Here is a 25,256-nt window from a genome sequence, read left to right on the forward strand (position 1 = left end):
CGCTTACCCGTCGGTAGTCTACCTACCGCACGGTAGGCAGAAAGCGTGATGTGGAGGCGGTTCGCGTGCAGGGCGGCCGCAAAGTGCTGTCTCCGAGGCCTGAATTCAGCACACGAACCAGCTATCGCTAGGAGATCCCCTCGTGTCCGTATACCTCTACCGGTGGGGCAAATTCGCCTTCCGCCGGAAATGGATAGTGCTACCGGTCTGGTTGTTGATATTCCTGGTGGTCGGCGGGCTCGGCGTCAGCATGAAGAAGCCGACAACCGACGACTTCTCGATGCCCAACCTGCCGTCGCAGCGGGCCACCGACATCCTCGACAAGCAGTTCCCGGGCGCCTCGGCCGCCTTCAAATTCGACGCCGTCACCGGCACCTACGTGATCGGCGCGCCCGCCGGGCAGAAGCTCACCGATCCGGGGAACAAGGCCGCCGTCGACGCTCTGGTCCAGAAGCTGAATTCCCTCGATATCGTCGACCACAGCAAGCCGCCGGTGGTGAGCCCGATCGATGCGACGGTCCAGATGGGCTGCCTCACCGGCGATCGCAACGATCCCGGCTTCCCCGCGCGCTGCAGCCTTGCGCCGCTGAACGTGCTCGGTAAGGGCACCGCCCCGGCGGATACCGTGGCATTCGTCCAGGTGCCGTTCAAGATCGCGAAATTCACCGACGTCACCGACGCCGATCGCGACCTCGCCCACAACGTCGCCGACGATGCGCGCAAGGCCGGACTGACGGTCGAGCTGAGCGGCACCATCGCCATGCAGCAGATGGCCTCGAGCGGTAAGGCCGAGATGATCGGCTACATCGTCGCGTTCATCGTCATGATGATCGCCTTCGGCGCGCTCATCGCCGCCTTCGTGCCCATCCTCACCGGCATCGTCGGCGTGGGCTCGGCGTCGGCGCTGATCATGATGGGCACCGCGGCCATCGATATCCCGAGCTTCACCATGATTCTGGCGTCGATGATCGGCATCGCGCTGTCCATCGACTACGCGCTGTTCATCGTCTCGCGGTACAAACACGAACTGGCCGTGCAGGATTCGCCCGAGGAGGCGGCCGGTATCGCCATCGGCACCGCCGGGTCGGCGGTGGTGTTCGCGGGCATGACCGTGATCATCGCGCTGTGCGGCCTGAGCATCGTGCGCATCAACTTCCTCACCTGGATGGGTCTGGGCGGCGCGATCGCCGCGGCCTTCGCCATCCTGGTGGCGCTGACGCTGCTGCCCGCGCTGATGGGCGCCTTCGGCCGGTTCCTGTTCAAGCCGAAGCTGCCGCTGGTGGCCAAGCACGATCCCGAGGATCCGAAGTCGGTCACGGGCGGCATGCGGTTCGGCCGCCTGATCGGCCGGTTCCCCGCGGTGACGCTGGTGCTGAGCATCCTGGTGCTCGGCGTGCTCGCCGCGCCGGCGGCCAAACTGTCGCTCGGCCTGCCCGGCGACGACAGCCAGCCCACGACCTCGACCATCCGCAAGGCCTACGACCTGCGCACGGCCGGGTTCGGTGAGGGCAGCAACGGCATCCTGACCGTCGTCGCCGACCTCACCAATGTGCCCGCCAAACAGCGCCAGGCCGCGGTCACCGAACTGCGCGACAAGCTGGGCTCCTACGACGGCATGGACTACGTCACCGCGGCACTGACCAACGTCGTGGACCCGCAGACCCACGCCGACGATTTCGAGCACAGCACCGGCGCGCGGCTGATGGCGGTGCCCAAATCGGGTCCGAACAACACCGCGACCCAGGACCTGGTGCAGCACGCCCGCGACGCCGAGGGCGAGTTCAAGGCCAAATACGGCATGGAGTACGGCATCACCGGCACCACCGCCATCTACGCCGACGTCTCCCATGCGCTGCTGAGCAAGATCGCTCCGTATATGGCGATCGTGGCGGCGGCCGCCTTCATCCTGCTGGTGCTGGTGTTCCGCTCGATTCTGGTGCCGCTGACGGCGGCGCTGGGCTTCCTGCTGTCCATGGCGGCGACCTTCGGCGCCACCGTGCTGATCTTCCAGCAGGGCAAGCTCGGCCTGATCCAGGATCCGCATCCGCTGGTCAGCTTCCTGCCGATCATGTTGATCGGCCTGGTGTTCGGCCTGGCCATGGACTACCAGGTGTTCCTGGTGACCCGCATGCGCGAGGAGTACATGCACGGCAAGTCGCCGACCGAGGCGGTGGTCAGCGGCTACCACCACGGCGCCCGCGTGGTCACCTCCGCCGCGATCATCATGATCTCGGTCTTCGGCGGCTTCATCCTGGAAACCGATGTCACCGCGAAGTCGATGGGCTTCGCGCTGGCGGCCGGTGTGCTGCTGGATGCCTTCGTGGTCCGGATGGTGCTGATTCCGTCGCTGCTGGTGCTGATGGGCAAGTGGTCGTGGTGGATCCCGAAGTGGCTCGACCGCATCCTGCCCGATATCGACGTCGAGGGCAGCAAGCTGCGCGAGCTGCAGCAACGCGACCGCGACGCGGCCGCGGACAAGGACCCGATGCCCGTCGGCTAATTCCGTTCGGAACGAAAATGCTGGACCCCACCCGTTCTCGGGTGGGGTCCAGCCCGTTTTCGGTCGGTCCGTGGCATGACCTCTTGATCTTGTAGCAACTAGACAGCAGACTCGAAGTGTTGCTCTCCAGGCTCGATCCCGCGACCGCTAGGAGATGCTCGTGTCCGTCTATCTGTACAGGTGGGGGAAGTTCGCCTTTCGCCGGAAGTGGATCGTCCTGCCCGTGTGGATCGTGCTGTTCCTGGTGCTCGGCGGCCTCGGGGCCCAGCTGAAGAAGCCGATGACCAACGACTTCTCCATCCCGAACCTGCCGTCGCAGCGGGCCACCGACATCCTCGACCGGCACTTCCCGGGCATGTCCCAGTCACTGCAGTTCGGCGCGGTCACCGGCACCTACGTGATCGCCGCGCCCGCCGGGCAGCGGCTGACCGACCCGGCGAACCATGCGGCGATCCAGGGGCTGATCGGCAAACTGGACGGGCTGGGGATCGTCGACCACGGCAAGCCGCTGGCCGACCCGATCGCCGCGACCGAACAGCTGGGCTGCCTGGCACCGGATCGCACCGCGAGCGAGTTCGTCTCCCGTTGCAGCAACGCACCATTGAACGTGCTGAACAAGACCGAGCCGGATACGGTTGCGGTGCTGACGGTTCCGTTCACGATCAAGGAGATCACCGACGTCACCGCCGACGATCGCAAGGCCGCCTACGACGTCGCCGACGAGGCCCGCCACGCCGGACTCACCGTCGAGGTGAGCGGCACCATCGCCATGGAACAGCAGCAGCCCAGCGGTAAGGCCGAGATGATCGGCATGGGCGTGGCGCTGGTGGTGATGATCGTGGCGTTCGGCGCGATCGTGGCCGCCTTCGTGCCGATCATCACCGCGCTGTTCGGGCTGAGCGCGGCGATGTCGGTGATCTTCCTGGGCACCTCGTTCCTGTCGGTGCCCAGCTTCACGACCTTCCTCGCCTCGATGATCGGTATCGCGCTGTCCATCGACTACGCGCTGTTCATCGTCTCGCGGTACAAACACGAACTGGCCGTGCAGGATTCACCCGAGGAGGCGGCCGGAACCGCACTGGGGACCGCGGGTTCGGCCGTCGTCTTCGCCGGGGCCACCGTGATCATCGCACTGGTGGGGCTGGCGATCGTGAATATTCGCTTCCTCACCTTCATGGGCCTGGGCGGTGCCATTGCGGCGGCATTCGCGGTGCTGACGGCGATCACGCTGATGCCCGCGCTGCTCGGCGCGTTCGGGCGGTGGCTGTTCAAGCCGAAGCTTCCGGTGATCGCGCAGCACGATCCGGAGGACGACAACTCGGTCACCAACGGCATGCGGGTGGCGCGGGTGATCGGCCGGGTGCCGGTGTTGACGCTGGTGTTGAGCATCGTGGTGCTCGGGCTGCTCGCCGCGCCCGCGCTGCATCTGCACCTGGGGCTGCCGGGCGAGGACAGTCAGCCGAAGTCGACCACGATCCGCAAGGCCTACGACCTGCAGACCGCGGGCTTCGGCGAGGGTTTCAACGGCAAGTTGCAGGTGGTTGCCGACCTCACGAAAGTGGATCCGTCTCAGCGGCAGGCCGCGATGACAACGCTGCACGACAAGCTGGCCGGATATTCGGGCATGGATTACGTGACCGCACCGCAGTTCAGCCAGGACGGGGAGGGTGCGCTGCTGATCGCGGTGCCCAAGACCGGGCCGAACGACCAGGCCACCAAGGATCTGGTCCGCAATGCTCGCGACGCTGAGAGCGGACTGCGGCAGCAATTCGGAATGACCTACGGCATCACGGGTCTCACCGCGATCTATGCCGATGTCGATCATGCGTTGCTCAGCAAGATCCTGCCGTATCTGGCGATCGTGGCGGGTGCGGCCTTCCTGCTGTTGATCGCGGTGTTCCGGTCGGTGCTGGTGCCGCTGACCGCGGCGCTGGGCTTCCTGCTCTCGATGGCGGCCACCTTCGGCGCGACCGTGCTGATCTTCCAGGAGGGCAAGTTCGGGCTCGTGGACGAGCCGCGCCCGATCGTCAGCTTCCTGCCGATCATGTTGATCGGCTTGGTCTTCGGGCTCGCCATGGACTACCAGGTGTTCCTGGTGACCCGCATGCGGGAGGAGTTCGTGCACGGCGAGCCGCCGACCGAGGCCATGATCAAGGGCTACCACCACGGTGCCCGCGTGGTCACCTCCGCGGCGATCATCATGATCTCGGTGTTCGGCTCGTTCCTGCTGGAATCCGACGTCACCGCCAAATCCATGGGCTTCGCGCTGGCCGCCGGTGTGCTGTTCGACGCCTTCCTCGTGCGCATGGTGCTGATCCCGTCGCTGCTGGTCCTGATGGGCAGGGCGGCGTGGTGGATTCCGGGATGGCTGAGCAGGATCGTGCCCGATATCGACGTGGAGGGGGCCAGGCTGCGGGAGCTCCGGGAGGAGCGTCGGCAGGAACCGGTGTCGGTCGGGTGATTCCGGCGAAAGCAGCCGGAATGACGACGCGCTCACCGCTCGTCATCCCGGCGCGCTCACCGCTCGTCATCCCGGCGCGCTCGCCCTCGTCATCCCGGCGCCCTCGCCCTCGTCATCCCGGCGCCCTCGCCCTCGTCATCCCGGCGCGCTTTTTGCGCCGGGATCACCCCAGCTTCGGCGCAACCTCCGCCGCGACCAGTTCCAGGTGATCCAGGTCGGCCAGGTCCAGGACCTGCAGGTACAGGCGGGTGATGCCGGTCTCCTCGCGGTAGCGGCCGATCTTGTCGACGACCTCGGCGGGGGTACCGGCCAAGCCGTTCTGCTTCAGCTCGTCGACCTCGCGGCCGATGGCGGCGGCGCGGCGGGCCACCTCGGCATCGTCGCGGCCCACGCACAGCACCTGGGCGGCCGAACGGATGATCTCGTTCGGGTCGCGGCCGATCTCCCGGGCGGCCGCGGCGACCCGCTCGAATTGTGCTGCGGCGGTGGCGGGATCGACGAACGGCAGGTTGAACTCCTGGGCGAAGCGGGCGGCCAGCGCGGGCGTGCGCTTCTTCCCGGCACCGCCGATGATCACCGGCGGCCGGGGGCTCTGGGCAGGCTTGGGCAGGGCGGGTGAGTCGGTCAGCCTGTAGTGCTTACCCGCGAAGTCGAAGGTCTCGCCCTCCTTCGTCTCCCACAGGCCGGTGATGATCTCCAACTGCTCGGCGTAACGGTCGAACCGCTCCTTCACCTCCGGCAGCGGAATGCCATAGGCGGTGTGTTCGTCGTCGTACCAGCCCGCGCCGAAGCCGAAGTCGACCCGGCCGCCGGACATCTGATCCACCTGCGCCACCGAGATGGCCAGCACCGACGGGTGCCGGAAGGTGGCGGCGGTGACCAGCGTGCCCAGCCGGATCCGAGAGGTCTCCCGGGCCAGACCGGCCAGGGTGATCCAGGCGTCGGTGGGGCCGGGCAGGCCGGACACCCCGCCCATCTTCAGATAGTGGTCGGAACGGAAGAACGCGTCGAAGCCCGCGTCCTCGGTCGTCTTCGCGACCCGCAGGAGGTCGTCGTAGGTTGCGCCTTGCTGAGGTTCGGTGAAGATCCTTAGTTCCACAAAAGACCACGGTAGACGGGTCAGCCGATGTCGAAGAGGTTGGGCTGGCCCGCACGGTGGCGAGCGGCGTCCATTTGGCGGAACGGTTCCAGGGCGGCGATCGTCTCGCGCTTGAACAACTGCGCGCGCTGGGCCGGGGAACCGGAGGCATCCAGGATGGCGTTGACGGCGCGGCGGCCCGCCTCGTTGGCGCCCTCCATCGTGGCCAGGTCGAAGTCGGTCTGCACGTAGTCGGCAGCCAGGAAGAAGTTGGGGATCCGGGTGGTCGCGGTCGGCCGCTTGTCCCAGGAACCGATGGTGTTGACCAGTAGCGGCTCGTCATTGTGGTTCCGGCCGCCGGACCAGGTGATCCCGGGGTCGAGCATCCACTTCGCCACGATGCCGTCGGGGAGCTGGGTGGCGCCGTCGTCGTTGAGCGCCGCGGTCAGCTGCGCCCAGGTCTCCTGGTAGATCTCGTCGCGAGTGCAGTATTTGGCGGGCTTGCCGAACAGGATGCCGGGGGTATCCCAATCGGACAGATCGATGGTCAGCCCGTCGACGATCGTGCCGTCGCCGTATGTGGACCGGTAATCGCCGGGCCAGAAGGCCTTCTGCGTATAGGAGGTCAGCCGCCACGGCGAATCGAGGTAGATGTTGTAGCCGTTGCCCAGGTTCAGCTCCTGGGTGACGAACATCTGCAGGCCGCTCATCCAGTCCATGTACAGACCGTCCATCGCGGCCAGGGCGGGGTCCTGCTGTCGCATCTGTTCCGACCACAGTCCCCGCGCCCGATCGGTCGGCACCGCGCACACATACCAGTCCGCCTCGACCGTGGCGACCGAACCGTTCGGCCGCCGTATCCGCGCGCCGGTGATCCGGCCGCCCTCGAGGTCGAAACCCTGCACCTCGTGCCCGGTATGGAACTGCACGCCGAGGTTGCGCAACAGGGCGACCCAATGATCGAGCCACACCTCGTTGGTGGGGCCGTTGAGCACCTCGTACACCTTCGGTCCGCCGGTGGCCTCGCCGAGCAGCGCGATCAGGAACGCCTCGGCCATATTGCCGATCGTCCGCGTACTGGCGACGGTCTCCTTGGCGGCCACCAGTGCCCGGGTCAGGCCGGTGGCCGCCAGGCTGCGGTACTCGGCCGACCGGGTCTCGGCACCGACGAAGTCCCACCAGGCCATGTGCTCCCACTGGCCGAAACGCCGCTCCTCGCACGAGGTCAGGTAGGCGACGAACCGGCCGGCCAGATACATGGCCTCGGGTATCGGCACGGCATGGTTCTTGGTGAACATCTCGACCAGCACGCGCTGCCAGCCCTGCGGGGTGAGCAGTTCCTTGGGGTCGAAGTAGAACCCGAACATGAGCGGGAATCCGTCGGGCAGATTGTGGGCGCGCGGATAGCGCGGATCGCCGACCGAGAACGGCACCAGATTGTCGTAGACGCCATTGGCGTTGCCCGGCACCGGGATTCGGCGCATGGTGTCGTGCACGTGGTGGTAGAAGGCGGTGAAGCCGCGGGCGCCGTGCTCACCCGGCAGAGGGGCGCGCCCGCCGGTGGCACTGCCGGGCAGTCCGATGGTTCGGGACTTGCCGCCCAGCTCCTTGCGATCGAAAACGGTGACCTCGAAACCGCGTTCGGCCAATTCGTGGGCGGTGGTCAGGCCACCGATGCCCGCGCCCAGCACGGCGACCTTGTTGCGAGCCGGTCCGCTGCGTCGCCGCCCGCCCGACAGCGGGGTGGCCTGTGCCACGGAACCGCCTGCGCCACTTGCCAAACCGATAGCTCCGGCAGCCGCCGCGCCGCGCAGCAGTGTGCGCCGTGACAGCGGTTGTCCCCCATGCTCGTTCGTCACCCCGACAGCCCTCTCGCAAATCTGACGATTACGATCGTCATATTTACCAGAGGTAAGCATTCGCCGCGCGATAATGGGAAACCTGCTGGACACCAACGTGACCGAACGGAGGATCGGGTGCCCGAACCCACAGGCGAGGGCGGTGCGCGGCGTCGGCCGAGCCGCCGCTACGGCGGCATCGACGCCGACAGCCGTGTCGCCGCGCGGCGCGAGCAATTGCTGCGGGCCGGGTATGAACTGCTCGGCACCAAGGGTTTCGCAGCCACCGGAGTCAAGGACATCTGCCGGGAGGCCAGGCTCACCGACCGCTACTTCTACGAATCCTTCGGCGGCACTCGGGAATTGTTCGTATCGGTCTTCGATGCGGTGGTCGAGGAGTTGTTCGATGCGGTCGCGGCGGCGGTGGCGGCGGAACCGCCCGCGGGTGACCGGAAACTGCGGGCCGGGATCGGCACCTTCCTGGAGGCGCTGGCCGACGATCGCCGCAAGCTCCGCATCGTCTTCGCCGAACCCGCCAGCGCGGGACCACAGGCCGAACAGCGCATGCAGGAGACACTGCGCCGATTCGCCGCGCTGGTCGCCGACACCGCCCGACGCGCGCGGCCGGCCGCGGTGCCCGACAACGTCATCGAGGTTTACGCGCACTCCGTGGTCGGCATGCTGCAGCGGGTCATCACCGAAAAACAGGAGGGCCACCTCCGCTTGCCGATGACCGATCTCATCGACCTCTGCACCACCCTGGCGGCCGCCGGCCTGCGCGCTCTCTACCTCGCCGACACTCGCGAGTGATTCGGCTCGCGTTGCGCCGCATGGGCGTTCCCGCACTGGGTATCCGGCGGGCGTATATCCCCCATAGGAGGTGTCTTCAATGACTAGTTGGCTTACTCGCTTTGCGGTGTCCGCGGTCGTGGCCGGAGCGGCAGCGGTTGCCTCGGCAGGGCAGGCGGCAGCGGGGCCGGGCAGCGTGTGGATCAACGGCAATATGCAGGTGCTGGGCATGAATGTCCTGCACGTCGAGGCGCAGGGAACGGGGGACGGCCCGGCCACAGGCACTTATATGGCCAACGCCCAACTCGGGAATATGCCGCTGCCGGTGCGGGTCACCGGTCCGGTCACCTGCCTGCGGATCCAGGGCAACACGGTGTCACTGGTCTACCCGATCACCACCGCCCAGCCGATCATGGTGTTCGCACCCGACTCGATGGCCATCCAGATCACCGTCCGCAAGGGTCAGGCCGGTCAGCCGAACATGATCGGTTACGGCGTGCCCATGCCGACGAACATGTTCCGAGACTGCATGCCGGGTCCGACGCCGATGGTGTTCGATGGGACTATCAACATCAGCTAGCCGAAATACTCGAACTGATGTTCGAATTCCGGTAACGTCGGTGCATGCCTCTCGACCACCACATCCAGTTCGCACAACTGTGGCTGGAGCAGGTGCGCGACCGCCTCGCCGCCGCAGCAGCCACCAGCGACCCCCTCGGCCCGGAACAACTCAACATCCTCTCCGGCAAGGTAGCCGAGGGCCTCCGCATCTTCACCGAACTCACCCGCGAAACCAGGCAGGACGAAACAGCAGCCTGACCGACTGCCTCCGGATATGAAAAAGCCCCTGACCATCGGTCAGGGGCTGAGGCGGTGGCGGAGGGATTTGAACCCTATCCGCCACCCCAGGTCAGGGGCGGAAATTCCGCCTGAGCTGCAAAATCACAGCACTGTCATTCACACTCGATCACCCCCGATCTGGGGCCGTTGTTGGGAAATCGTTAGGAATGAACGGCAAGGTTCCCGCAGGTCAAACCGCACGACAATCGGTCAGTGCGCACGCCCAGAATCAGGCGTGATCCGACCCGCCTTCGCGCGTCATCTACCTGCGCCTCGTCTTCAGCCAAACACTCGATCACGCTGAAACCGTGCCGCAAAGCGTGCACAGATCCGACCGGATTACCGACGCTGACCAGCCCCGACGACGTTGACCCGAGGTCACTGACGCAGCAACCGCTTAGCGCGCCAGGACCTTCGGGTGTACGTAGGGCCGATTCGGTCGTAGCCTCGGGTATATGGGCGATATCCCGCCGAACGAGGTAGGTCGCAGGTTGCGCGAGATCCGGGCGTGGCGTGGGCTCACCCTGGAAGCGGCAGCGGGACTTGCGGGCCTCTCCTTCGGCTATCTCGGCCGCCTCGAACGCGGCGAGCAGGCGCTGACGAACCGTCGCACCCTCGAGGCGCTGGCCCACGCCTTGCGCGTGGCACCTTCGGAGTTCACCGGTCGTCCGTGGGAAACGCCGGACGGTCCCGGAACGGAAGCTTATGCAGGCGTCATCGCGATAGAAAACGCGCTCGACGTGTGCCAGCTCGGAGACGATCCCGGTACGCCGGTTCGGGAGTGGGCGGAAGTGCGTGCCGATCTCGCTCGGCTGGAAAGCGTGCGTGCGGCGGCCGACTACCAGGCGGTTGGCGACCAGTCCCCCGGGCTCCTAATGGAGCTGCACGCCCTGTACGTCCGGCGGCCGGAACTACGCAAAGAGATCCTTGTCGGAATGATCGGCTGCTACTTCGCAATGATGATGACCGCGAAGCGCCTAGGTGTTCGCGGGCTCCCGCTGCTGGCGGCCAGTTACGCCCAAAACTGCGCGGAGGAACTCGATTCCCCCGCGTGGCGAGGGGCAACGACATGGATGCGCGGCAACGTCGCTGGCTCGCTGTCGCGGCCTCAGCAATACCGTCGCGCAGTCACCTTGGCGGATGAGCTGACCGACAGCTTGAATGACCCCAACGTTGTTCAGGCGTATGGAATGCTGCACCTCTCGGCAGCATTCGCGTCCGCCGTGCAGGCCGATCGGGACACCGCCGAGACCCACCTTAACGAAGCGGCGGCCATAGCTGGGCGTATGGATACGGACGTGGGAAAGTTCGGGCGCATGTGGTTCGGCAGGGTCAACGTAGCCTTGTGGCGAGCAACTATTGGCATGGAACTTGGCGACGGACCGAAAGCCGTCGAAGCTACACGCGGGATCGCTATCGAGTCCATACCCTCCACTGCTCGTCTCGCCAGCTTCTACGCCGATTCCGGGCGCGTGATGCTCGCGGAACCGAAAACGCGGGACCAGGGATTGGCGACGCTACTGAAGGCCGAACAGCTTGCACCGCAACGGGTTCGGAGTGACTTCTTCGTCCGTGAGGCAGTGGCCGATCAGTTGCGTGCTGCACGCCGGGATGCGGGCGGGCGGGAGCTGCGCGGCCTGGCCTGGCGGCTGGGTATCGCGCCGGAACCCGGCTCACGACCGAACTGAGAGTCGCCTCTGTCCTTTCAGGACAAACCTGAGGTGGTCTCGGTCATAGCGTTGGTTCTGGGCCTCGACGCCGGGATGAATGCGACCGTATGAGACCCCCGGTTCCGGCCACACCTTAGCGTCGAGTGCCCTTCCAACGATCGGGAGGGCGGTGCGATGGGCGAGAACGGCGGGCTTCCGCAACGGGTGGTGCGCGTCGATGTCGGCGGGGGGAGATATCCCACGCTGATGTACATGGCACCGCCTGATGTCATTGTGCGATTCCTTACCGCGCTGCGGCTGTGGAATCCCGGCTACGAGGTGGAGATCGAACCCCTCGAGGATGACGAGCATGTGCCGCCGTGGCCGGTGTGGTGCTTGCGCGCGTGGGAGAACTGACCGTGAGCACCGGTGAGGTTGTCCATCTCGGTCCGATCCGGCCCGAGCACGTCAGCGACGGGTGGCGACTCGAGGGCGACGAGAGCGGCGGGTGGTGGCTGTCCAAGCGGCTCGGTGACAGGGTGGCCACGATCAGGGGAACGACGCCGACAACGTGCGCGTGGAGCGTCTACCGGGCAGGCGGCCGGTTACTGCGTGAAGCGTCGTCCTATGACGTGGAGGAAGCGAAAGCGCTGGCCGACGAGTGGATTCGGGAGTACCGGTGACCGGCTGCCAGCTGCTCGGCCTGACGATGGCGGTCGGCCTGCCGCTGGCGGTGCTCGTCGGCGCGCTGTTCTGGCCGCAACGGATACCGAAGGACAAGACCGTGGAGGCGATCCGGCGACGCATCGAAGACGAAGACGAGTGGGACACCTACGGCGAATAGTGGATGTCATTGCGCCCGTTTCCGGTACCGGTTGAGGACGTAGGTTTCGGCGAGTGACCAGCCGGTGAACGCGCTGCTGAACTGGCGGGTGAACGGTCCGACAGTGTCGGTGTGCTGAAGTTGTTCGGGATTGGCGGCGGTTCGCGCGGTTGCGGTGATGAGCACCGCAGCAAGGTCGTCGGCAACGTCGATTCCGCCGAGTGGCGGTGTCGGCTGCACGGCAGCGAATCCTCTGTTGCGGGTGTAGGCGCGCGCCAGCGCGGCGACGACGGTCAGGTGTTTGCCGCACAGGGTGACGAATGCCGCGTCCCCCGACTTGCCGAGGAACGCGGCGATGTCGGCACCTTCGACGATCACGGCACGTCCGTGAGGACGATGACCCCTTGGGGGTGCAGCAGGCCGAGGTCGTATCGGGTGACCACGCGGATGGCTTGTTCGTCGTACTCGGCGTAGCGCTCGGACAGCAGTGTCACGCTGGGGGCGAGGTCGCGGGCAACGGCTACCTGGGACATGTCGATCAGCACGGCCTTGCCGACGGAGAGCTTGTTGGTCACGGTGACCGGGATGCCGAATAGCCGGTAGGTCACGTCCTTGGTGATGTCGCTTTCGAGGATGTAGCGGCCGGTGGTGTCTTTGAGCTTGCGGAGCGCGATGAAGTCTTGGCCGTTGAGGAACCACCTGTTCGGGGTGACTTCGGCGGCGGAGGCGAGCGCGATGGCGTCCAGCAGCGAGTTCGGGTTGGCCACGTCCAGGACACCGGTTTGGACGCCGGTCTGGTTGATGATGCCCTTGACGGTGTTCGCGGCCCCGTCACCGATCAGCAGCGCAGTGTCGAGCTTGTTGCCCACATCCTTGACCAGTCGGGCCTTCAGCGTGGCGTCCAGGCCGATAACCGACTGTCGCACAAGCTCATTGGAGAATCGGATCAACGTCTTGATGCTCTTGAGCGTCGAGGGCAGCAGGGTGACTTCACCGAACTGAACGTCCGCCTCGGGGATCAGGCCGGACTCGGCCACCCAACCAGGGTTGCTACCGGCGGTCAGCTTCGGGATGCGCAGGGTGCTGTTGGTGTCGAAGATCCTCGGTCCGGCGGCCAGTACGACGCTGGCCGCTTCGAGCGGCTGCACGAGTAGTCCGGCGATTTGGGATTGAAGCAATGTGGGGTTGGCGGCGGTCGTTTCGACCATGGGAATGTCCTTACAGGCGTAGGGGTTTCGGGCTCCCACTGCCACCAGGACAAGCGAAGGGGCCGCGCGCCAGGCGCGACCCCTTCACCATACCGGACAGACCATTTTGCGCGATCCCGCAAAATTCGCAGCATGAGGGACTAGTCATCCTCGGCCCACGGGTGCCCTCGCGGAGTCACCTTCGGTGCAGGAGCGGCGGCGACGACGAGCGCGTAGGCGCGGGCCAGTGATTCGAGGCTGGGTGTATTGGCCGAAGCTGCGTTGTCCTTGATCGCGGTCAGCAGTGCCTCGGCGGTCTGTGCCTTCAGGTCGTCCATGGTGTTCACCGTGCCCGTTCCCGCAACAGGCTCGCGAGGTCGACTGTAGAGGTCGACGGGGCCGCGCCCTGCCCGATGTCGCCGACCGGTGTGCGGGTGGCCAGGTGGGGTTTTCTCGCCAGCAGCGCGTCTATCGCGGTGGTCATCTTCTCCGTGTCGGTCAGGTGGTCCGGATCGAACGGGAGGTCTGTCGGATCGGCCAGTCTTCCGGTGGCGCGGACTAGTTCGGCGTGGAGACGCTGTGCGTATTCGTCGGCTCGCCCGGCGCGCTGACGATACTTGGCGTTCTCGTCGCGGAGCTTCTCCACGTACGAGCGCGGGAACATGTCCGTAGGCACGGTGTCGTCGGTCGGCGCGGTGTCGGCGGTCTCGGTCGTGTCGGAGGGGGTGGAGGCGTCGTTGTCGTCAGGCATGGGTGGGCTCCGTTCTGGTGTCGAGGATTTCGGTGCGGCGGGCGTGTTGGATGGCGGTGATTTCGTCGTCGGTGTAGCCGAGGCGGGACAGCGCGGTGGAGGCGGGCAGCAGTCCGGCACCGTAGAGCTTTACGATGGCGTCGGCTTGTTGGGCGACAGATCGGGTTGCGGCGTCGGCCCAGCCGATTCGCACGTCGACCTGTTGCGGGTCGGCACCATCGCGGACGGCGACGATGAGCCGGGCCACGTCTTCCCATGAGCGGCCGAACATGGCTTGGCGTGCTTCGGCGCGGGCGGTCAGGCTCGCCTCCGACGCGCGCAATGCGTCGGCGCTGGCGGGGTTGTCGGTGAACACGCCGACGTAGTGGGCGGGCAGCGCGGACACGGCCATGATCTGACCGAGCAGCACCCGCACCGACGCCTCGTACCCGGCAAGGTCCGCTGACGGGAGCTGTCCGAACTTGCTGTCCGGCGATTCGCTGATCATCGCCCGGTCCCCTTCGGGGATCGGGTTCACCGCGTTGCCGACATCGTCTTCTTCGAGTTCGATCCCGGTGGCCCAGCGGCGCGGCCGGCCGACGTACTCGGAAGTGACCATCATGTCGGCCAGCGACTTGTTCAGCGCGTCCACCAACGGTTTCAGGTCCTCGATCTCCGAGACCCCGTCCTCGAGGAGGCGGTCACCGTTGCGCAGCTGGACCACGGGCACCACACCGAGCGGGTTGGCCAGTTCTTCCACGGTCGTGAATCCCTGTGTGGTTGCGCCGGTCTGGGGAGCGCGCAGGCGCACGATCCGGTCGGGCAGGTACATCACCGCTTCGGTCGTGGTGTCGGTTTCCCAGCGTTTGACCGCCGCCGTGATGTGGCGGGTGCCGGGATCGGTGAGCACGGCAACCTGTTTCGCCGATTCCACGGTCACCTTTGGTCGTCCGTATCGGTCGGCCCACACGATGACATACGCGCTACCCAGCAACAGGGCTTCCCGGTGTGCGATGGCGCTGGTCTGGTCCAGGTCGTTGCGTAGCCAGTCGGCCCACACGTCGGCACCGGTGAATCCGGTGACCCGTAGCCGTTCCGCGAGAGCGGTCACCGCGAGGCGGGGAATGTTGGAGGCCATGCGCCCGAACCGGTTGCCGAGCGCGGTCTTCGCTTCCGGCGACAGGAAGGCGAGGGGTTGCCGACCGGTGTAGTAACGGTCCAGTTCGGCGTAGCGGGCGGCCGGTTCATCCAGCCGCTGTAACAGCGTGGTCAGTAGCTCGGTCACGCAAAACTCCTCACTCGTTTTCTCGTGGATTTCGTGGAATGCCATGCGGCCCTGTCGAATGCGACGATCGCCGCGACAGCGGCGTCGATCTTGCGGGGTGACCCGCGCTTGTCCTTGGACACCAGGTCACCCATCGGGGTTCGTTTCGCAACGCAGTGCGCGACGTGCGCGGCGAGACGCGGGTCTCCGTCGTGGGTCACGGTGTTCGTGACGACGGCCTGATACAAGCGGTCGGTGGCCGGGGCCATCCGCGCGGCGTGCGCGGTGTTCCATTCCAGCACGCGCCGCTCACCGTGCCGTTTCGCCCATGCCTCGATCTCGCTGCGCCACCCCCACGGATCACACGCCAGCTCGAGCACGTCGTAGGTGTCGAACGCGACCGCGACGGCGTTGTCGACGTTCTCGCGCGGCACCCGCCAACGGGGATCGTTCGGGTTCTCCCACAGCCCCTCGACCCACAGGTGCCCGTCGAGAGTGCAGCCGATCAACGCGGTCGAGTCACCCGACGCCGAACCGTCGAACGCGAGCACCACCCGTGTCTTGTCGGTGCGCACGGTGTTCAACTCCATGCACGCCTCCCACGCACCCCACGGCAACCACGACTCCGCACCGGTCACCCACTGCCCAAGACGGAGTTGGCGGAACACCGGTTCGCGGATCGTGCGCCGTGCCGCCTCGATACCGTCCTCGAACAGGAACGGATCACGGCACGCCAGCGCCGGATTCGCGACCCGCCACGCGGCGCGGTCGGCGGTGTTGCAGCCCTCGGGCGCGCGGAACTCGCGCAGGAAGAACGCCGGATCGTCCCCAGCGCGTCCGTGCTCCACCAGCCGCCACATCACGCTGTCCGGGGACGCGGCCGGAGTACTGATCGCCAGCGTCAGCGATTCCGGGCGCTTGCCCGCCACCGAGGTGACCGCCTCCCACACGCCTTCGGTCACCACGTGCAACTCGTCCACGATCTGAAGCGACGGATCATGCCCGTGCAACGCGCCCGCTTCGGCGGGCAGCGGCAGCAAGGTCGCGTCGTTCTCCGGCACATACAACCGGTCCGCGAACACCTGCACCCGTTCGGCCAGAACAGGATTCAACTCCACCATGCGCTTGGCGTAGCGCAGCGTGATGTTGGCCTGCCGCTGATCACTTGCGACCACCAGCGCCTCCGCCGAGGGCGGGCCCACGAACAACTCCGCCACCGCCAGCGCGGCGGCCAACATCGTCTTCCCATTCGCCCGCGGGATCGACACCAACGCCGTACGGATATCTGCCGCGTACGCGCCGCGCACGATATCGACCTGAAACTCGCGTAGCCGCAACGGCTTTCCTGCACCATGCCCACGCGGAGTCACGATGTATTCACGAATGAAACGCTCCCGCCGACGCGCCCGGTCACGTGGCCACCCCGTGAACGACAATGGCGGGACCTTGATCTGCCCCTTCGGCCCCGCCTTCACCGGTAGCCCCCGGAGTGAATCTCGAACTCTGCCTCACCGTGGGGCGGAAGACCACCCCGACCGGGGGCTATCCCCCTGCCGCCCTTGCGACTGTTACACCGCCCGCACAGCACCTGAAGGTTGTTCACCTCGTACGCCAGGTCGGGCCGCTCACTGACGGGCGTGATGTGGTCGACGGTCAGCCGGTCCGTGGCACCGCACGACGAACACCACGGTTGCATCCGCCGCAGCCGCGCCGACAGCCGCTTCCACCGCGCACCGTTCCAATGCACATGGTTCCGGTCACGAACACGGTCATCCTTCCGCGCGTGCTCGGGGCAACGGGCGGCGTCGCTCGGTTCGCCACAGTCCAGGCACGGACGCAAGGTCATGGTCACTCTCCTCCTATGCGGTGTTGCTGTCGTCGATGAAGACGCGGCGACGAGACGACGGGAGCTTCGGCCTCGACTTCTGCCGTCCACGCAAGATCTCCCAACGCACGCTCGTGTAGTGGGTGCCCGCATCGAGCAGCTCCCGGGCCTTCGCCCGTTCCCCGCACAGGAACCCGGTAGGCAGCGAATTATCAAGCCACGCAAGTGGATTCATCAAAGGGTCCGGCGCTATCTCAGCAACCGGACACACCTCGACCGGGGCGCTGACGACCGGCGCGGTAGCGCCTCGGTCGAAGGCCAGGTCGAGGCCCAGCGCCTCCGCCAGTTCGATGTAGGTCTCGGGGGGTGGCTCTTCCCCCTCCTCGCGCGCGCCCGCGTCACCCAACGCAACGGGGGCCGCCCCCTGGTGGAATGCATTGATAGAAGGACTTGGTTCTATGACCTGGTGGGGGGCAACTGGCTTACCCCCTTCACCGGGTGCCGATTTACCCCCTTCCGAAACTGAGCTACCCCCTTGCGAAAATGGCTTACCCCCTTGCGAACTCGAAGGGGGCAAGCCATTTGCCCCCTTCGGCACGGTCAGCGAATACACGTTCGCCTTGCCCTTCCAATACTGGTTTCCACCCCGCTCGACCAGCACCACCCACCCCTTCTCGGTCAGACTCCGCAGCGCCTTCTTCAGCGTCGGCATCGACACCCCCGCCGCCTCGGCCAGCGCCTCCTTCCCCGGATACGCATTGGTCAGGTCGCCGTTAGCCCACGTACTCAGATTCACCGCGACGCGATACTCGGCGTGCGTTAGATCCACACCCCGCAGCGCCTCGAGCCACGCGAACTTGTTCAACGGCCGACCCGCCACCGTCAGACCCCTGTCGGCTCGTCGGTGCGCTGCTTGGTCCGCGAATCCACCCACGCCTCGATGTCTTCCCAGCGGTAGCGCACCTGCCGACCGGTGACCTTGACGAACCTCGGCCCAGTGCCCAGATAGCGGAGCTGGGCGCTCTGCCCGCGCGTGAGCCCGGTGTACTCACAGAACTCGGCATCCGTGGCCAGCGCCCGCCGCACCGTGCTGTCCTTCATCAGCATCTCCCGTCTTCCGCGCTCGCCGTGATTGAGCGCGACTTACTAGAAGTGTGGGTAGTTTTGTGGGAAGCTGTCCACTATGCAGGCCGGTACGGAGGAAGAAGTTCGCAAACGTGTTCGATACGGCGACGACTCGGAGATGTCCTCGGAAGGGGTCACGATCCGCCTATCCGGTGAAGCCGAAATCATGGCGGACGGCCACGGCGGGCTCCTGTACATGCCGACCTGGCTCGAACTCCGGTTGCACGGCTACGACGAGCCGGACACTTTCGCCAGGGTCGAACTCCGCGACGGCATACCGCGACTGGTAGAACTCAGCTGGAAGGCAGGCAGCGGACAAAGCGAGGTCCGGCAGAAGCATCTGCGCGAGACCGACGTGTCCATCGTCGTGGAAGACCTATACCCAGGGTTCGTGTTCTACGTGGACCCCGAAGCACAGACCGTCTACTCTCCAGCGCCTCCGCCCGACGGCGGGGAATCGCTGGTCTACCTCGTCAATCGCAAGCTCATCGAACAGCGACGCACCGGAAACAGGCGCATCACTACCGCGCTGCTAGAGCAGGTTGCCGAGGTTTATCGCAGCAACATCGACCACGCACCGACAGCGGCCGTCGCCCGCGTATTCGGGGTGAAATCCAGCATGGCCTCGAGATACGTGGCGGAAGCCCGCAAACGCGGATTTCTCCCCCCGACCAAACAAGGCAAGAAGAACGCATGATCCAAGTGACCCCCGCCGGGAGTCCCGTAGTTGGCGCTGCGGGCGACGGGGGCCACGACGCCACTACCCCAACCCTCCAAGGAAGGAAATAGCAGCATGAACAAGCGTAGCTACAGAGGCGGGGGTCGGTAGACGTGACGACGGCCCGACCGAAGTACAACAAGACCAAGCATCCCGGAATCTTCTGGTACGACACGAAGACCAAGGGTCGCCGGTACGTCGTCATGCACCGAGCACCCGGTAAGCCTCACCCCGGCCCGAGTAAGCCGTTCGCCACCTTGCGGGACGCGAAGGCGTTCCAGCACAACCTGGAAGTCCAGAAACTCAAGGGCGAGTACGTAAATCCAGCGTTGGGGCGCATTCCGATCTCCGAGCTTGCCGCTGGCCCAGATGAAGATCCGGCGTCCGCAGGCTGGCTGAGGCGGAAGAAGGCGGAGACCGCCCCATCGCATTACCGAACTCTCGAAACGGCGTGGCGGGTACACGTGAAGCCTCGGTGGGGGAACACCCAGATCGGCGACCAGGCCGCCCTCAACGTCGACACCGTGGAGACCTGGATAGCCGAACTGGTCGAGAAGGGATACAGCGCGACCGTGGTCATCCGGGCATATGGCGTCCTCGCGGGAATCCTCGATTCAGCAGTGAAGGCGAAGCGGCTGAGAACCAACCCCGTACGGGGCGTGGAGAACCTACCGAAGAAGACCGGGAAACGGCACGTGTACCTCACGAGCGCGGACGTGGTGCGGCTGGCGAAGGAATCCAAGCGTCATCGTGTTCTCGTCCTGGTGCTGGCCTACTGCGGCCTGCGCTGGGGTGAGGCCATCGCCTTGCGGGTTCGGGATATCGAGTTCCTACGGCGGCGTCTGACCGTTGCCGACAACGCCGTACAGCTGGGCTCCGATCACGCGGTGGGCGAGACGAAGGGGAAGCGAGTCCGCTCGGTGCCGGTACCTCAATTCGTACTGAATGAGCTGTCGGCGCTCTGTAAGGGCAGAGACCGTGACGATCTGGTGTTTCCGCATCCGGACGATCCGGAGAAGTTCTTACCGCGCCCCAAGTCCGAGGACGGGTGGTTCACCAACGCTGTGAAGCGCGCGAAGGTTCAGGACATCACTCCGCACGATCTTCGGCACACCTGCGCGTCGCTAGCGATCTCGGCAGGCGTCAACGTGCTGGCGTTGGCCAGGATGCTCGGACACACCGATCCGGCGGTCACCCTGCGCGTGTACGCCGACCTGTTCGATACCGATCTCGACAAGGCCGCATCGCTCATGCACGACGCCTACGCGGCATGATCACAATGTTGGGAATTCGTTGGGAAAACCGGCTCTGACGAGCCGTTGGGGGAATGAAAAAGCCCCTGACCTGCGCTCGCAGGCCAAGGGCTCTGGCGGTGGCGGAGGGATTTGAACCCTCGGTGGGGGGTTACCCCACACACGCTTTCGAGGCGTGCTCCTTAGGCCGCTCGGACACGCCACCGCAGGTGACTTTACCGGACCACCCCGGGGATCTCGAAATCGGCTGCCCGCGGGTGGTCAGGGGCGGTGGAAGCGGAAGAAGGCGTCCAGGGTTGCGGCGCAGGTGGATTCGAGGACGCCGCCGCGGACCTGGGGGCGGTGGTTGAGACGTCGGTCACGGACCACGTCCCAGAGGGAGCCGACGGCGCCGGTCTTCGGTTCCCACGCGCCGAAGACCAGGCGCTCGACCCGGGCCAGGACCAGGGCGCCCGCGCACATCGTGCAGGGCTCCAAGGTGACGGCGAGGGTCGTGCCTTCCAGGCGCCAGCCGTCGCCGACCACCTCGGCGGCGCGACGCAGGGCCAGGATCTCCGCGTGGGCGGTGGGATCGCCGGTGGCCTCGCGGGCGTTGGCCGCGCGTGCCAGTTCGCGGCCGGTGGCATCGATCACCACCGCGCCCACGGGGACATCGCGCGGATCGGCGGCCGCGGCCGCGGCCAGGGCCGCGCGGATCAGGTCCTCGTCGGTCGGCACCGGTCAGCGCGGGAGTTTGTCCAGCACCGCGGAGAATTCGTTGGCGAAGCCGAGTCGCTGGGCGATCATGCCGAGCTGCTCGTCCGGATACAGGTCGGTTTCGGCGAGGATCACGCTCAGCACCGGTTCGGGCAGGCCCAGGTCGGCCAGGACGCCGAGATCGCCTTCCTCCCACGGCTCGATGTCGTCGAGTTCGTCGGGATCGATATCGGGGATCTCGACGTTCAACGCCTCGAGCACCTCGGCGGCGATCTCGTAATCGATCGCGGCGGTGGCGTCCGAAAGCAGCATGCGGCTACCGGTCGGGGCCGGGCGCAGCACGATGAAGAATTCGTCGTCCACATCGAGCAGCCCGAACACCGCCCCGGTGCTGCGCAGCGCGCGCAGCTCGTGTTCGGCCGCCGAGAGACTGGTCAGGGCGGCGTTACTGAGCGGGGAGCATCGCCATTTACTTTCTTCGCGGACAACCGCCACGGCGAACCCTTCCACGTCGTCGTAATCATCCGACGCCGCCCTGTTGGTGCTCGAGCGCTGTGCCATGGCCGCAACGGTAGTCCGCTTGGGCGGAAATGTTGAAGTCGTATGCCAATCTGGTCCGGTGACGGGTCATCGGAAATCGACGGTGTGCGTGCTGGGGACGGGTTTGATCGGTGGGTCGGTGCTGCGTGCGGCCACCGCGGCGGGATATGAAGCCTGGGGATACAACCGTTCGGCGGCCGGTGCCGACGCCGCACGTGCCGATGGATTCGATGTCGGCGACAGCATCGAAGGGGCGCTCACCCGGGCGGCGGCGGCCGATGCGCTGATCGTGCTCGCCGTGCCGATGCCCGCCATCGATGCGGTGCTGTCCGCCGTCGAGGAGTTCGCGCCCGAATGCCCGCTCACCGACGTGGTGAGCGTGAAGGCGCCGGTGGCCGAGGCGGTGCGCAAACATGAACTGGGCGCCCGGTACGTGGGCGGGCATCCGATGGCCGGCACCGCCGAATCGGGCTGGGCGGCATCCCATCCGGACCTGTTCCGCGATGCCGTGTGGACGGTGGGTGTGGACCCCGGCACCCGGGTCGAGCCGTGGACCCGGGTGGTCCGGCTGGCGCTGGACTGCGGTGCGGTCGTGGTCCCGGTCGTCTCCGCCGAGCACGACCGCGCGGTGGCCCGCATCTCGCATCTGCCGCATGTGTTCGCCGAGGCTCTGGCGGTCGTCGGCGCGGGCGGCGGCGATCTGGCGCTCGGCCTGGCGGCCGGGTCGTTCCGGGACGGCACGCGGGTCGCGGCCACCGCACCCGATCTGGTCCGGGCCATCTGTGAGCCGAACGCCACGGCCCTGCTGGACGCCCTCGACGACGCGCTGCGCCTGCTCGGCGACGCCCGCGACCACCTGGCCGACAACGGCACCCTCGGCGAGCTGATCGACGCCGGATACAGCGAACGCGACCGCTACGACACCCTGCGGCGCTGGGACATCACCGATATCCGCCCCGGCGACCACGACTGGCTGGAGAAGCTGCGCGAGGCCGGACAGCGCGGCGGGGTGATCCGCAGCCTGGACGGTTAGCGCTCAGATGCGTTCGGCCAGGCCGGGGTAGTCCAGGATGAAGCCGTCCGGGTCGACCTTCACGGTGGCGGTGGATACCGGGGACAGGACGTGGATGCCGTCGGGGCCGCTCGAATAGGTGAGGGTGGCTTCCTGGACCAGGAGGTCGGGGAGGCGGACGTAGACGACGGGAACCTGCGCGTCCTCGGTGGCGTGGGCGAGGCCGTAGCGCCGGATCGGCAGGGTGTTGAAGAACGGGCTCAGCACCACGTCGACATCCAGGGCGCCGCCGAAGGTGGAGCGCACGTGGGTGCCGCCGGCGTCGATCAGCCAGTAGTTCTCCTGGTCACGTGCGATCGAGGCGTGCCGCTCGCCCGCGGCGACCGTGCTGCGCACCGACAGCCGCTTGGTCACCCCGGTCTCGTCGGTGACCAGATCGTAGGAGGCGCTGAAGGCCGGGTGGTCCTCGCATTCACCGGCGATGATCCGGCCGGAGGCACGAATCCGGTTGCCGGTGAGGGTCACTCGCACCGATTCCATGCGGGAGGCGTTGTGCGCCCGCCAGGTGAGAATCGCGGGCCAGCGCGACGCCTCCGGTGCCGTGTCCACGCCTCCGCCGCTGTCCTGGGCGGCCGCCGAATTGCCCTGGGCTGGATTGCTCACCCCTCTACCGTAAGTGACGCGGGGCCTCGCTTCGGCGTGCCGGTTGCGGCGACATACCCGGTGACCGCCCCGACCGCCGACTCGCGGCCGCCGCCAGCAAACGTTCCGAACACGCGCCGCGGACCCGAACGCCGCCCGCCGCCCGCGGCGGCCGATGCCCTGTCCGGCTGCTCGCCCCGGCTCCGGCGGAAACGGGCACGCGTGCACGGACACCGGCACGACTCGATCGCCCACTGTGTGCGGGGCGCACCATCGCGGTGTGCACGACGTCACGACGAGCCGCGGGCCGCGGGTTGCTCACAGTTGCCTATACGAGCGATTCCCGCCAAGCCGTATGCAGCGTGGCGAAACGGCCGGTGGCCGCGATCAATTCGGCCGGGCTGCCGTCCTCGACGATGCGTCCCGCCTCGAGCACCAGGACGCGATCGGCGATGGCGACGGTCGAGAGCCGGTGGGCGATGATCACCGCCGTGCGTTCGCGCAGCACCGTCTCCAAGGCGTGCTGCACCTGCCGCTCGCCCGGGATATCGAGGCTGGAGGTGGCCTCGTCCAGCACGATCACCGCCGGATCGGCCAGGAATACCCGGGCGAAGGCGACCAGTTGCCGCTGACCGGCCGACAGCCGCCCGCCGCGTCTGCGCACATCGGTTTCGAAACCCTCCGGCAGCGACATCGCGAAGTCGTAGAGCCCGACCGCCCGGGCCGCGGCGTGGATCTCGGCGTCGGTCGCATCGGGTTTGCCGAGCCGGATATTGTCGGCCACCGAACCGGAGAACAGATAGGCCTCCTGCGTCACCATGGCGATATTGCGGCGCAGTTCCACATCGGAAATATCGCGCAGGTCGACACCGTCGAGACGGACCGCCCCACCGGACGGATCGTAGAAACGCGCGATCAGCTTGGCCAGCGTCGATTTGCCCGCACCGGTCGCACCGACCAGCGCGACCACCTGCCCGGCCGGAATCGTCAGCGAAAACTCCGGTAGCACCGGCGCTTTCCCGCGATTGTCCGCTATTTCGCCGTCGCCCTGACCTTTCCGCGACGGATATTCGAAATACACATTCTCCAGCCGCAGTTCACCGCGAGCCCGGCCCACCCGACGCGGCGCGGCCGGCTCGGCCACCGTCGGCTCCTCCTCCAGCACCCCGGAGATCCGCTCCAGGGCCGCGGCGGCGGACTGGTAGGAGTTGAATACCTGCGCGAGTTCGTCCAACGGCCCGTAGAACTGCCGCATATACAGCAGGAACGCCGCCAGCACACCGATCTCGGTGTGGCCGTGGATGACTCGCCACGCACCGACCACCAGGATGACCACGGTGGTGGCGTTATTGATCAGCCGGACCAGCCCGATGTAGGTGGCCATGCCGCGCAGAGCGGCGGTATTGGCGGCACGGTATTCGGAGTCCTCGTCGGCCAGGATGGTCTCGTTGCGACTCTCGCGGCGGAAGGCCTGCACCGCCCGGATACCGCCCATGGTCTCCACGAAGTGCACGACCACCTTCGCGATCGCGCCGCGGGTGCGCCGGTATCCGGCCCGCTGCCGCCGCTGCGCCCAGCGGGTGACATAGACCAGCGGCACGAAGCCCGCCAGCACCACCAGCGCCAGCGGAATGTCCAGCCACAGCAGGATGATCGCGATCGTGCCCACCGACAGCACCGCGCTCAGGGCGTCGTTGAGCGCACGGTCGAGCAGATCCTCGAGCGACTCCAGATCGCTGGTGAGCCGGGCGACGATCTTGCCGGAGGTGTAGTTCTCGTGGAAGGCCACCGACAGCCGCTGCACATGGGTGAACACGCGCATCCGCAGGTCGAACAGCACATTCTGGCTCAGTCGCCCGGCGACGCGCACGAACAGGTACGTGGTGACCCCGCCCAGCAGCGTGCAGCCGGTGATCCCCGCGATCGCGACGATCAGCGGCATCCAGTCACCGGCCATGGCCCGTCCCACACCGGAATCGAGGCCGTGCGCGACGAACAGCGGTGTCGCGACCATGGTGGCGTTATCGATCACGATCAGCACGAGGGCGGTGAGCGCCGACAGCCGATACGGGCGAACCAGCGACCACAGCAGCCGTCGTGACCGTGCCGCCAGGGCGAGGTTCACCGCCTCGGTGGCCTCGGTCTCCTCGGCCGCAACGCCCCGCCAGCCATCGTCGGTATCGGGGGCCGCGGGACCGCCGGTCGTTGGATGTTGTTGTGTAGCCGTGGTTTCCGTCATCGAACTCACCTCCTTTCCATCGGTGTCCGCGCCGCGCGCCGGGCCGT

The 25,256-nt window shown here is 66.7% G+C and carries 27 protein-coding genes and 1 tRNA gene; 12 read left to right on the forward strand and 16 right to left on the reverse strand.

Going from position 1 to position 25,256, the window contains the following annotated elements:
- Positions 1–142 precede the first annotated feature (142 nt).
- Complete coding sequence (locus IU452_RS08165) at positions 143–2,500, forward strand: MMPL family transporter (protein WP_195108352.1); 2,358 nt, start codon at positions 143–145, stop codon at positions 2,498–2,500.
- A 160-nt stretch (positions 2,501–2,660) separates the two neighbouring features.
- Positions 2,661–4,961 carry an MMPL family transporter gene (locus tag IU452_RS08170; RefSeq protein ID WP_195108353.1) on the forward strand — a complete coding sequence of 767 codons (2,301 nt, stop codon included), beginning with the start codon at positions 2,661–2,663 and terminating at the stop codon, positions 4,959–4,961.
- Between the two features lie 163 nt (positions 4,962–5,124).
- On the opposite strand, the gene IU452_RS08175 is transcribed toward IU452_RS08170, so the two are convergent.
- Together IU452_RS08175 and IU452_RS08180 are read right to left on the reverse strand one after the other, a co-directional pair.
- Positions 5,125–6,060 carry an LLM class F420-dependent oxidoreductase gene (locus tag IU452_RS08175; RefSeq protein ID WP_195108354.1) on the reverse strand — a complete coding sequence of 312 codons (936 nt, stop codon included), beginning with the start codon at positions 6,058–6,060 and terminating at the stop codon, positions 5,125–5,127.
- Positions 6,061–6,080: 20 nt separating this feature from the next.
- Positions 6,081–7,796 carry a hydroxysqualene dehydroxylase gene (locus tag IU452_RS08180; RefSeq protein WP_324192498.1) on the reverse strand — a complete coding sequence of 572 codons (1,716 nt, stop codon included), beginning with the start codon at positions 7,794–7,796 and terminating at the stop codon, positions 6,081–6,083.
- Between the two features lie 219 nt (positions 7,797–8,015).
- On the opposite strand from IU452_RS08180, the gene IU452_RS08185 reads away from it, so the two are divergent.
- The 7 genes from IU452_RS08185 to IU452_RS08215 all read left to right on the forward strand — a co-directional run bounded on the left by IU452_RS08185 (position 8,016) and on the right by IU452_RS08215 (position 11,999).
- Positions 8,016–8,687, forward strand: a complete 672-nt coding sequence (locus IU452_RS08185) for a TetR/AcrR family transcriptional regulator (RefSeq protein ID WP_324192499.1) — start codon at positions 8,016–8,018, stop codon at positions 8,685–8,687.
- Between the two features lie 79 nt (positions 8,688–8,766).
- Complete coding sequence (locus IU452_RS08190; RefSeq protein WP_228817051.1) at positions 8,767–9,246, forward strand: hypothetical protein; 480 nt, start codon at positions 8,767–8,769, stop codon at positions 9,244–9,246.
- 44 nt (positions 9,247–9,290) lie between these two features.
- On the forward strand, positions 9,291–9,485 hold the full coding sequence (locus IU452_RS08195; protein WP_195108357.1) for a DUF6374 family protein: 195 nt from the start codon (positions 9,291–9,293) through the stop codon (positions 9,483–9,485).
- 476 nt (positions 9,486–9,961) lie between these two features.
- Positions 9,962–11,194 (forward strand): helix-turn-helix domain-containing protein, encoded by a 1,233-nt coding sequence (locus IU452_RS08200; protein WP_195108358.1) that lies wholly within the window; start codon positions 9,962–9,964, stop codon positions 11,192–11,194.
- Between the two features lie 156 nt (positions 11,195–11,350).
- Positions 11,351–11,572, forward strand: a complete 222-nt coding sequence (locus IU452_RS08205; protein ID WP_195108359.1) for a hypothetical protein — start codon at positions 11,351–11,353, stop codon at positions 11,570–11,572.
- 2 nt (positions 11,573–11,574) lie between these two features.
- Positions 11,575–11,838 (forward strand): hypothetical protein, encoded by a 264-nt coding sequence (locus IU452_RS08210; protein ID WP_195108360.1) that lies wholly within the window; start codon positions 11,575–11,577, stop codon positions 11,836–11,838.
- Positions 11,835–11,999, forward strand: coding sequence for a hypothetical protein (locus IU452_RS08215; protein WP_195108361.1), 165 nt, complete (start codon positions 11,835–11,837; stop codon positions 11,997–11,999). The genes IU452_RS08210 and IU452_RS08215 overlap by 4 nt, the downstream gene beginning before the upstream one ends.
- Positions 12,000–12,005: 6 nt before the next feature.
- Here IU452_RS08215 and IU452_RS08220 read toward each other — a convergent pair whose 3' ends face one another.
- From IU452_RS08220 to IU452_RS08260, 9 genes are all read right to left on the reverse strand, one after another.
- The gene (locus tag IU452_RS08220; RefSeq protein WP_228817053.1) at positions 12,006–12,356 is read right to left on the reverse strand and encodes a hypothetical protein; all 351 of its coding nucleotides are present in this window, start codon (positions 12,354–12,356) and stop codon (positions 12,006–12,008) included.
- A complete protein-coding gene (locus tag IU452_RS08225; RefSeq protein ID WP_195108362.1) occupies positions 12,353–13,186 on the reverse strand; it encodes a phage major capsid protein in 834 nt (277 codons plus the stop codon). Before IU452_RS08225 ends, IU452_RS08220 begins: the two co-directional genes overlap by 4 nt.
- Positions 13,187–13,326: 140 nt before the next feature.
- Positions 13,327–13,503, reverse strand: coding sequence for a hypothetical protein (locus tag IU452_RS08230; protein WP_195108363.1), 177 nt, complete (start codon positions 13,501–13,503; stop codon positions 13,327–13,329).
- A gap of 5 nt (positions 13,504–13,508) precedes the next feature.
- Complete coding sequence (locus IU452_RS08235; protein WP_195108364.1) at positions 13,509–13,916, reverse strand: hypothetical protein; 408 nt, start codon at positions 13,914–13,916, stop codon at positions 13,509–13,511.
- Positions 13,909–15,225, reverse strand: coding sequence for a phage portal protein (locus IU452_RS08240; protein ID WP_228817055.1), 1,317 nt, complete (start codon positions 15,223–15,225; stop codon positions 13,909–13,911). The genes IU452_RS08235 and IU452_RS08240 overlap by 8 nt, the downstream gene beginning before the upstream one ends.
- A complete protein-coding gene (locus tag IU452_RS08245; RefSeq protein WP_228817058.1) occupies positions 15,177–16,496 on the reverse strand; it encodes a terminase large subunit domain-containing protein in 1,320 nt (439 codons plus the stop codon). Before IU452_RS08245 ends, IU452_RS08240 begins: the two co-directional genes overlap by 49 nt.
- Positions 16,497–16,630: 134 nt before the next feature.
- Entirely contained in the window at positions 16,631–17,137 is a 507-nt protein-coding gene (locus IU452_RS39455) for an HNH endonuclease (RefSeq protein ID WP_416382289.1), read from the reverse strand.
- Entirely contained in the window at positions 17,019–17,849 is an 831-nt protein-coding gene (locus tag IU452_RS08255) for a GntR family transcriptional regulator (protein WP_195108368.1), read from the reverse strand. Before IU452_RS08255 ends, IU452_RS39455 begins: the two co-directional genes overlap by 119 nt.
- 17 nt (positions 17,850–17,866) lie before the next feature.
- On the reverse strand, positions 17,867–18,085 hold the full coding sequence (locus tag IU452_RS08260; RefSeq protein ID WP_195108369.1) for a helix-turn-helix transcriptional regulator: 219 nt from the start codon (positions 18,083–18,085) through the stop codon (positions 17,867–17,869).
- An 82-nt stretch (positions 18,086–18,167) separates the two neighbouring features.
- Between IU452_RS08260 and IU452_RS08265 the strand changes: the two genes are divergently transcribed.
- Positions 18,168–18,806 carry a hypothetical protein gene (locus tag IU452_RS08265; RefSeq protein WP_195108370.1) on the forward strand — a complete coding sequence of 213 codons (639 nt, stop codon included), beginning with the start codon at positions 18,168–18,170 and terminating at the stop codon, positions 18,804–18,806.
- A gap of 224 nt (positions 18,807–19,030) precedes the next feature.
- A complete protein-coding gene (locus IU452_RS08270) occupies positions 19,031–20,101 on the forward strand; it encodes a tyrosine-type recombinase/integrase (protein ID WP_195108955.1) in 1,071 nt (356 codons plus the stop codon).
- A gap of 93 nt (positions 20,102–20,194) precedes the next feature.
- Here the strand turns inward: IU452_RS08270 and IU452_RS08275 are convergent.
- The 3 genes from IU452_RS08275 to IU452_RS08285 all read right to left on the reverse strand — a co-directional run bounded on the left by IU452_RS08275 (position 20,195) and on the right by IU452_RS08285 (position 21,337).
- Positions 20,195–20,285 (reverse strand) — tRNA-Ser (locus tag IU452_RS08275).
- A gap of 56 nt (positions 20,286–20,341) precedes the next feature.
- Positions 20,342–20,797 carry a nucleoside deaminase gene (locus IU452_RS08280; RefSeq protein WP_195108371.1) on the reverse strand — a complete coding sequence of 152 codons (456 nt, stop codon included), beginning with the start codon at positions 20,795–20,797 and terminating at the stop codon, positions 20,342–20,344.
- A 3-nt stretch (positions 20,798–20,800) separates the two neighbouring features.
- Positions 20,801–21,337: a tRNA adenosine deaminase-associated protein gene (locus tag IU452_RS08285; protein ID WP_195108372.1), complete on the reverse strand. Its 537-nt coding sequence runs from the start codon at positions 21,335–21,337 to the stop codon at positions 20,801–20,803.
- Between the two features lie 58 nt (positions 21,338–21,395).
- On the opposite strand from IU452_RS08285, the gene IU452_RS08290 reads away from it, so the two are divergent.
- Complete coding sequence (locus IU452_RS08290) at positions 21,396–22,349, forward strand: prephenate dehydrogenase (RefSeq protein WP_324192500.1); 954 nt, start codon at positions 21,396–21,398, stop codon at positions 22,347–22,349.
- 3 nt (positions 22,350–22,352) lie between these two features.
- Here IU452_RS08290 and IU452_RS08295 read toward each other — a convergent pair whose 3' ends face one another.
- On the reverse strand, positions 22,353–22,937 hold the full coding sequence (locus tag IU452_RS08295) for a putative glycolipid-binding domain-containing protein (RefSeq protein ID WP_324192552.1): 585 nt from the start codon (positions 22,935–22,937) through the stop codon (positions 22,353–22,355).
- Between the two features lie 361 nt (positions 22,938–23,298).
- Positions 23,299–25,209, reverse strand: a complete 1,911-nt coding sequence (locus IU452_RS08300) for an ABC transporter ATP-binding protein (protein ID WP_195108375.1) — start codon at positions 25,207–25,209, stop codon at positions 23,299–23,301.
- Between the last annotated feature and the right edge of the window lie 47 nt (positions 25,210–25,256).

The organism is Nocardia transvalensis, assembly GCF_015477765.1.
GTDB classification, from domain to species: domain Bacteria; phylum Actinomycetota; class Actinomycetes; order Mycobacteriales; family Mycobacteriaceae; genus Nocardia; species Nocardia transvalensis_A.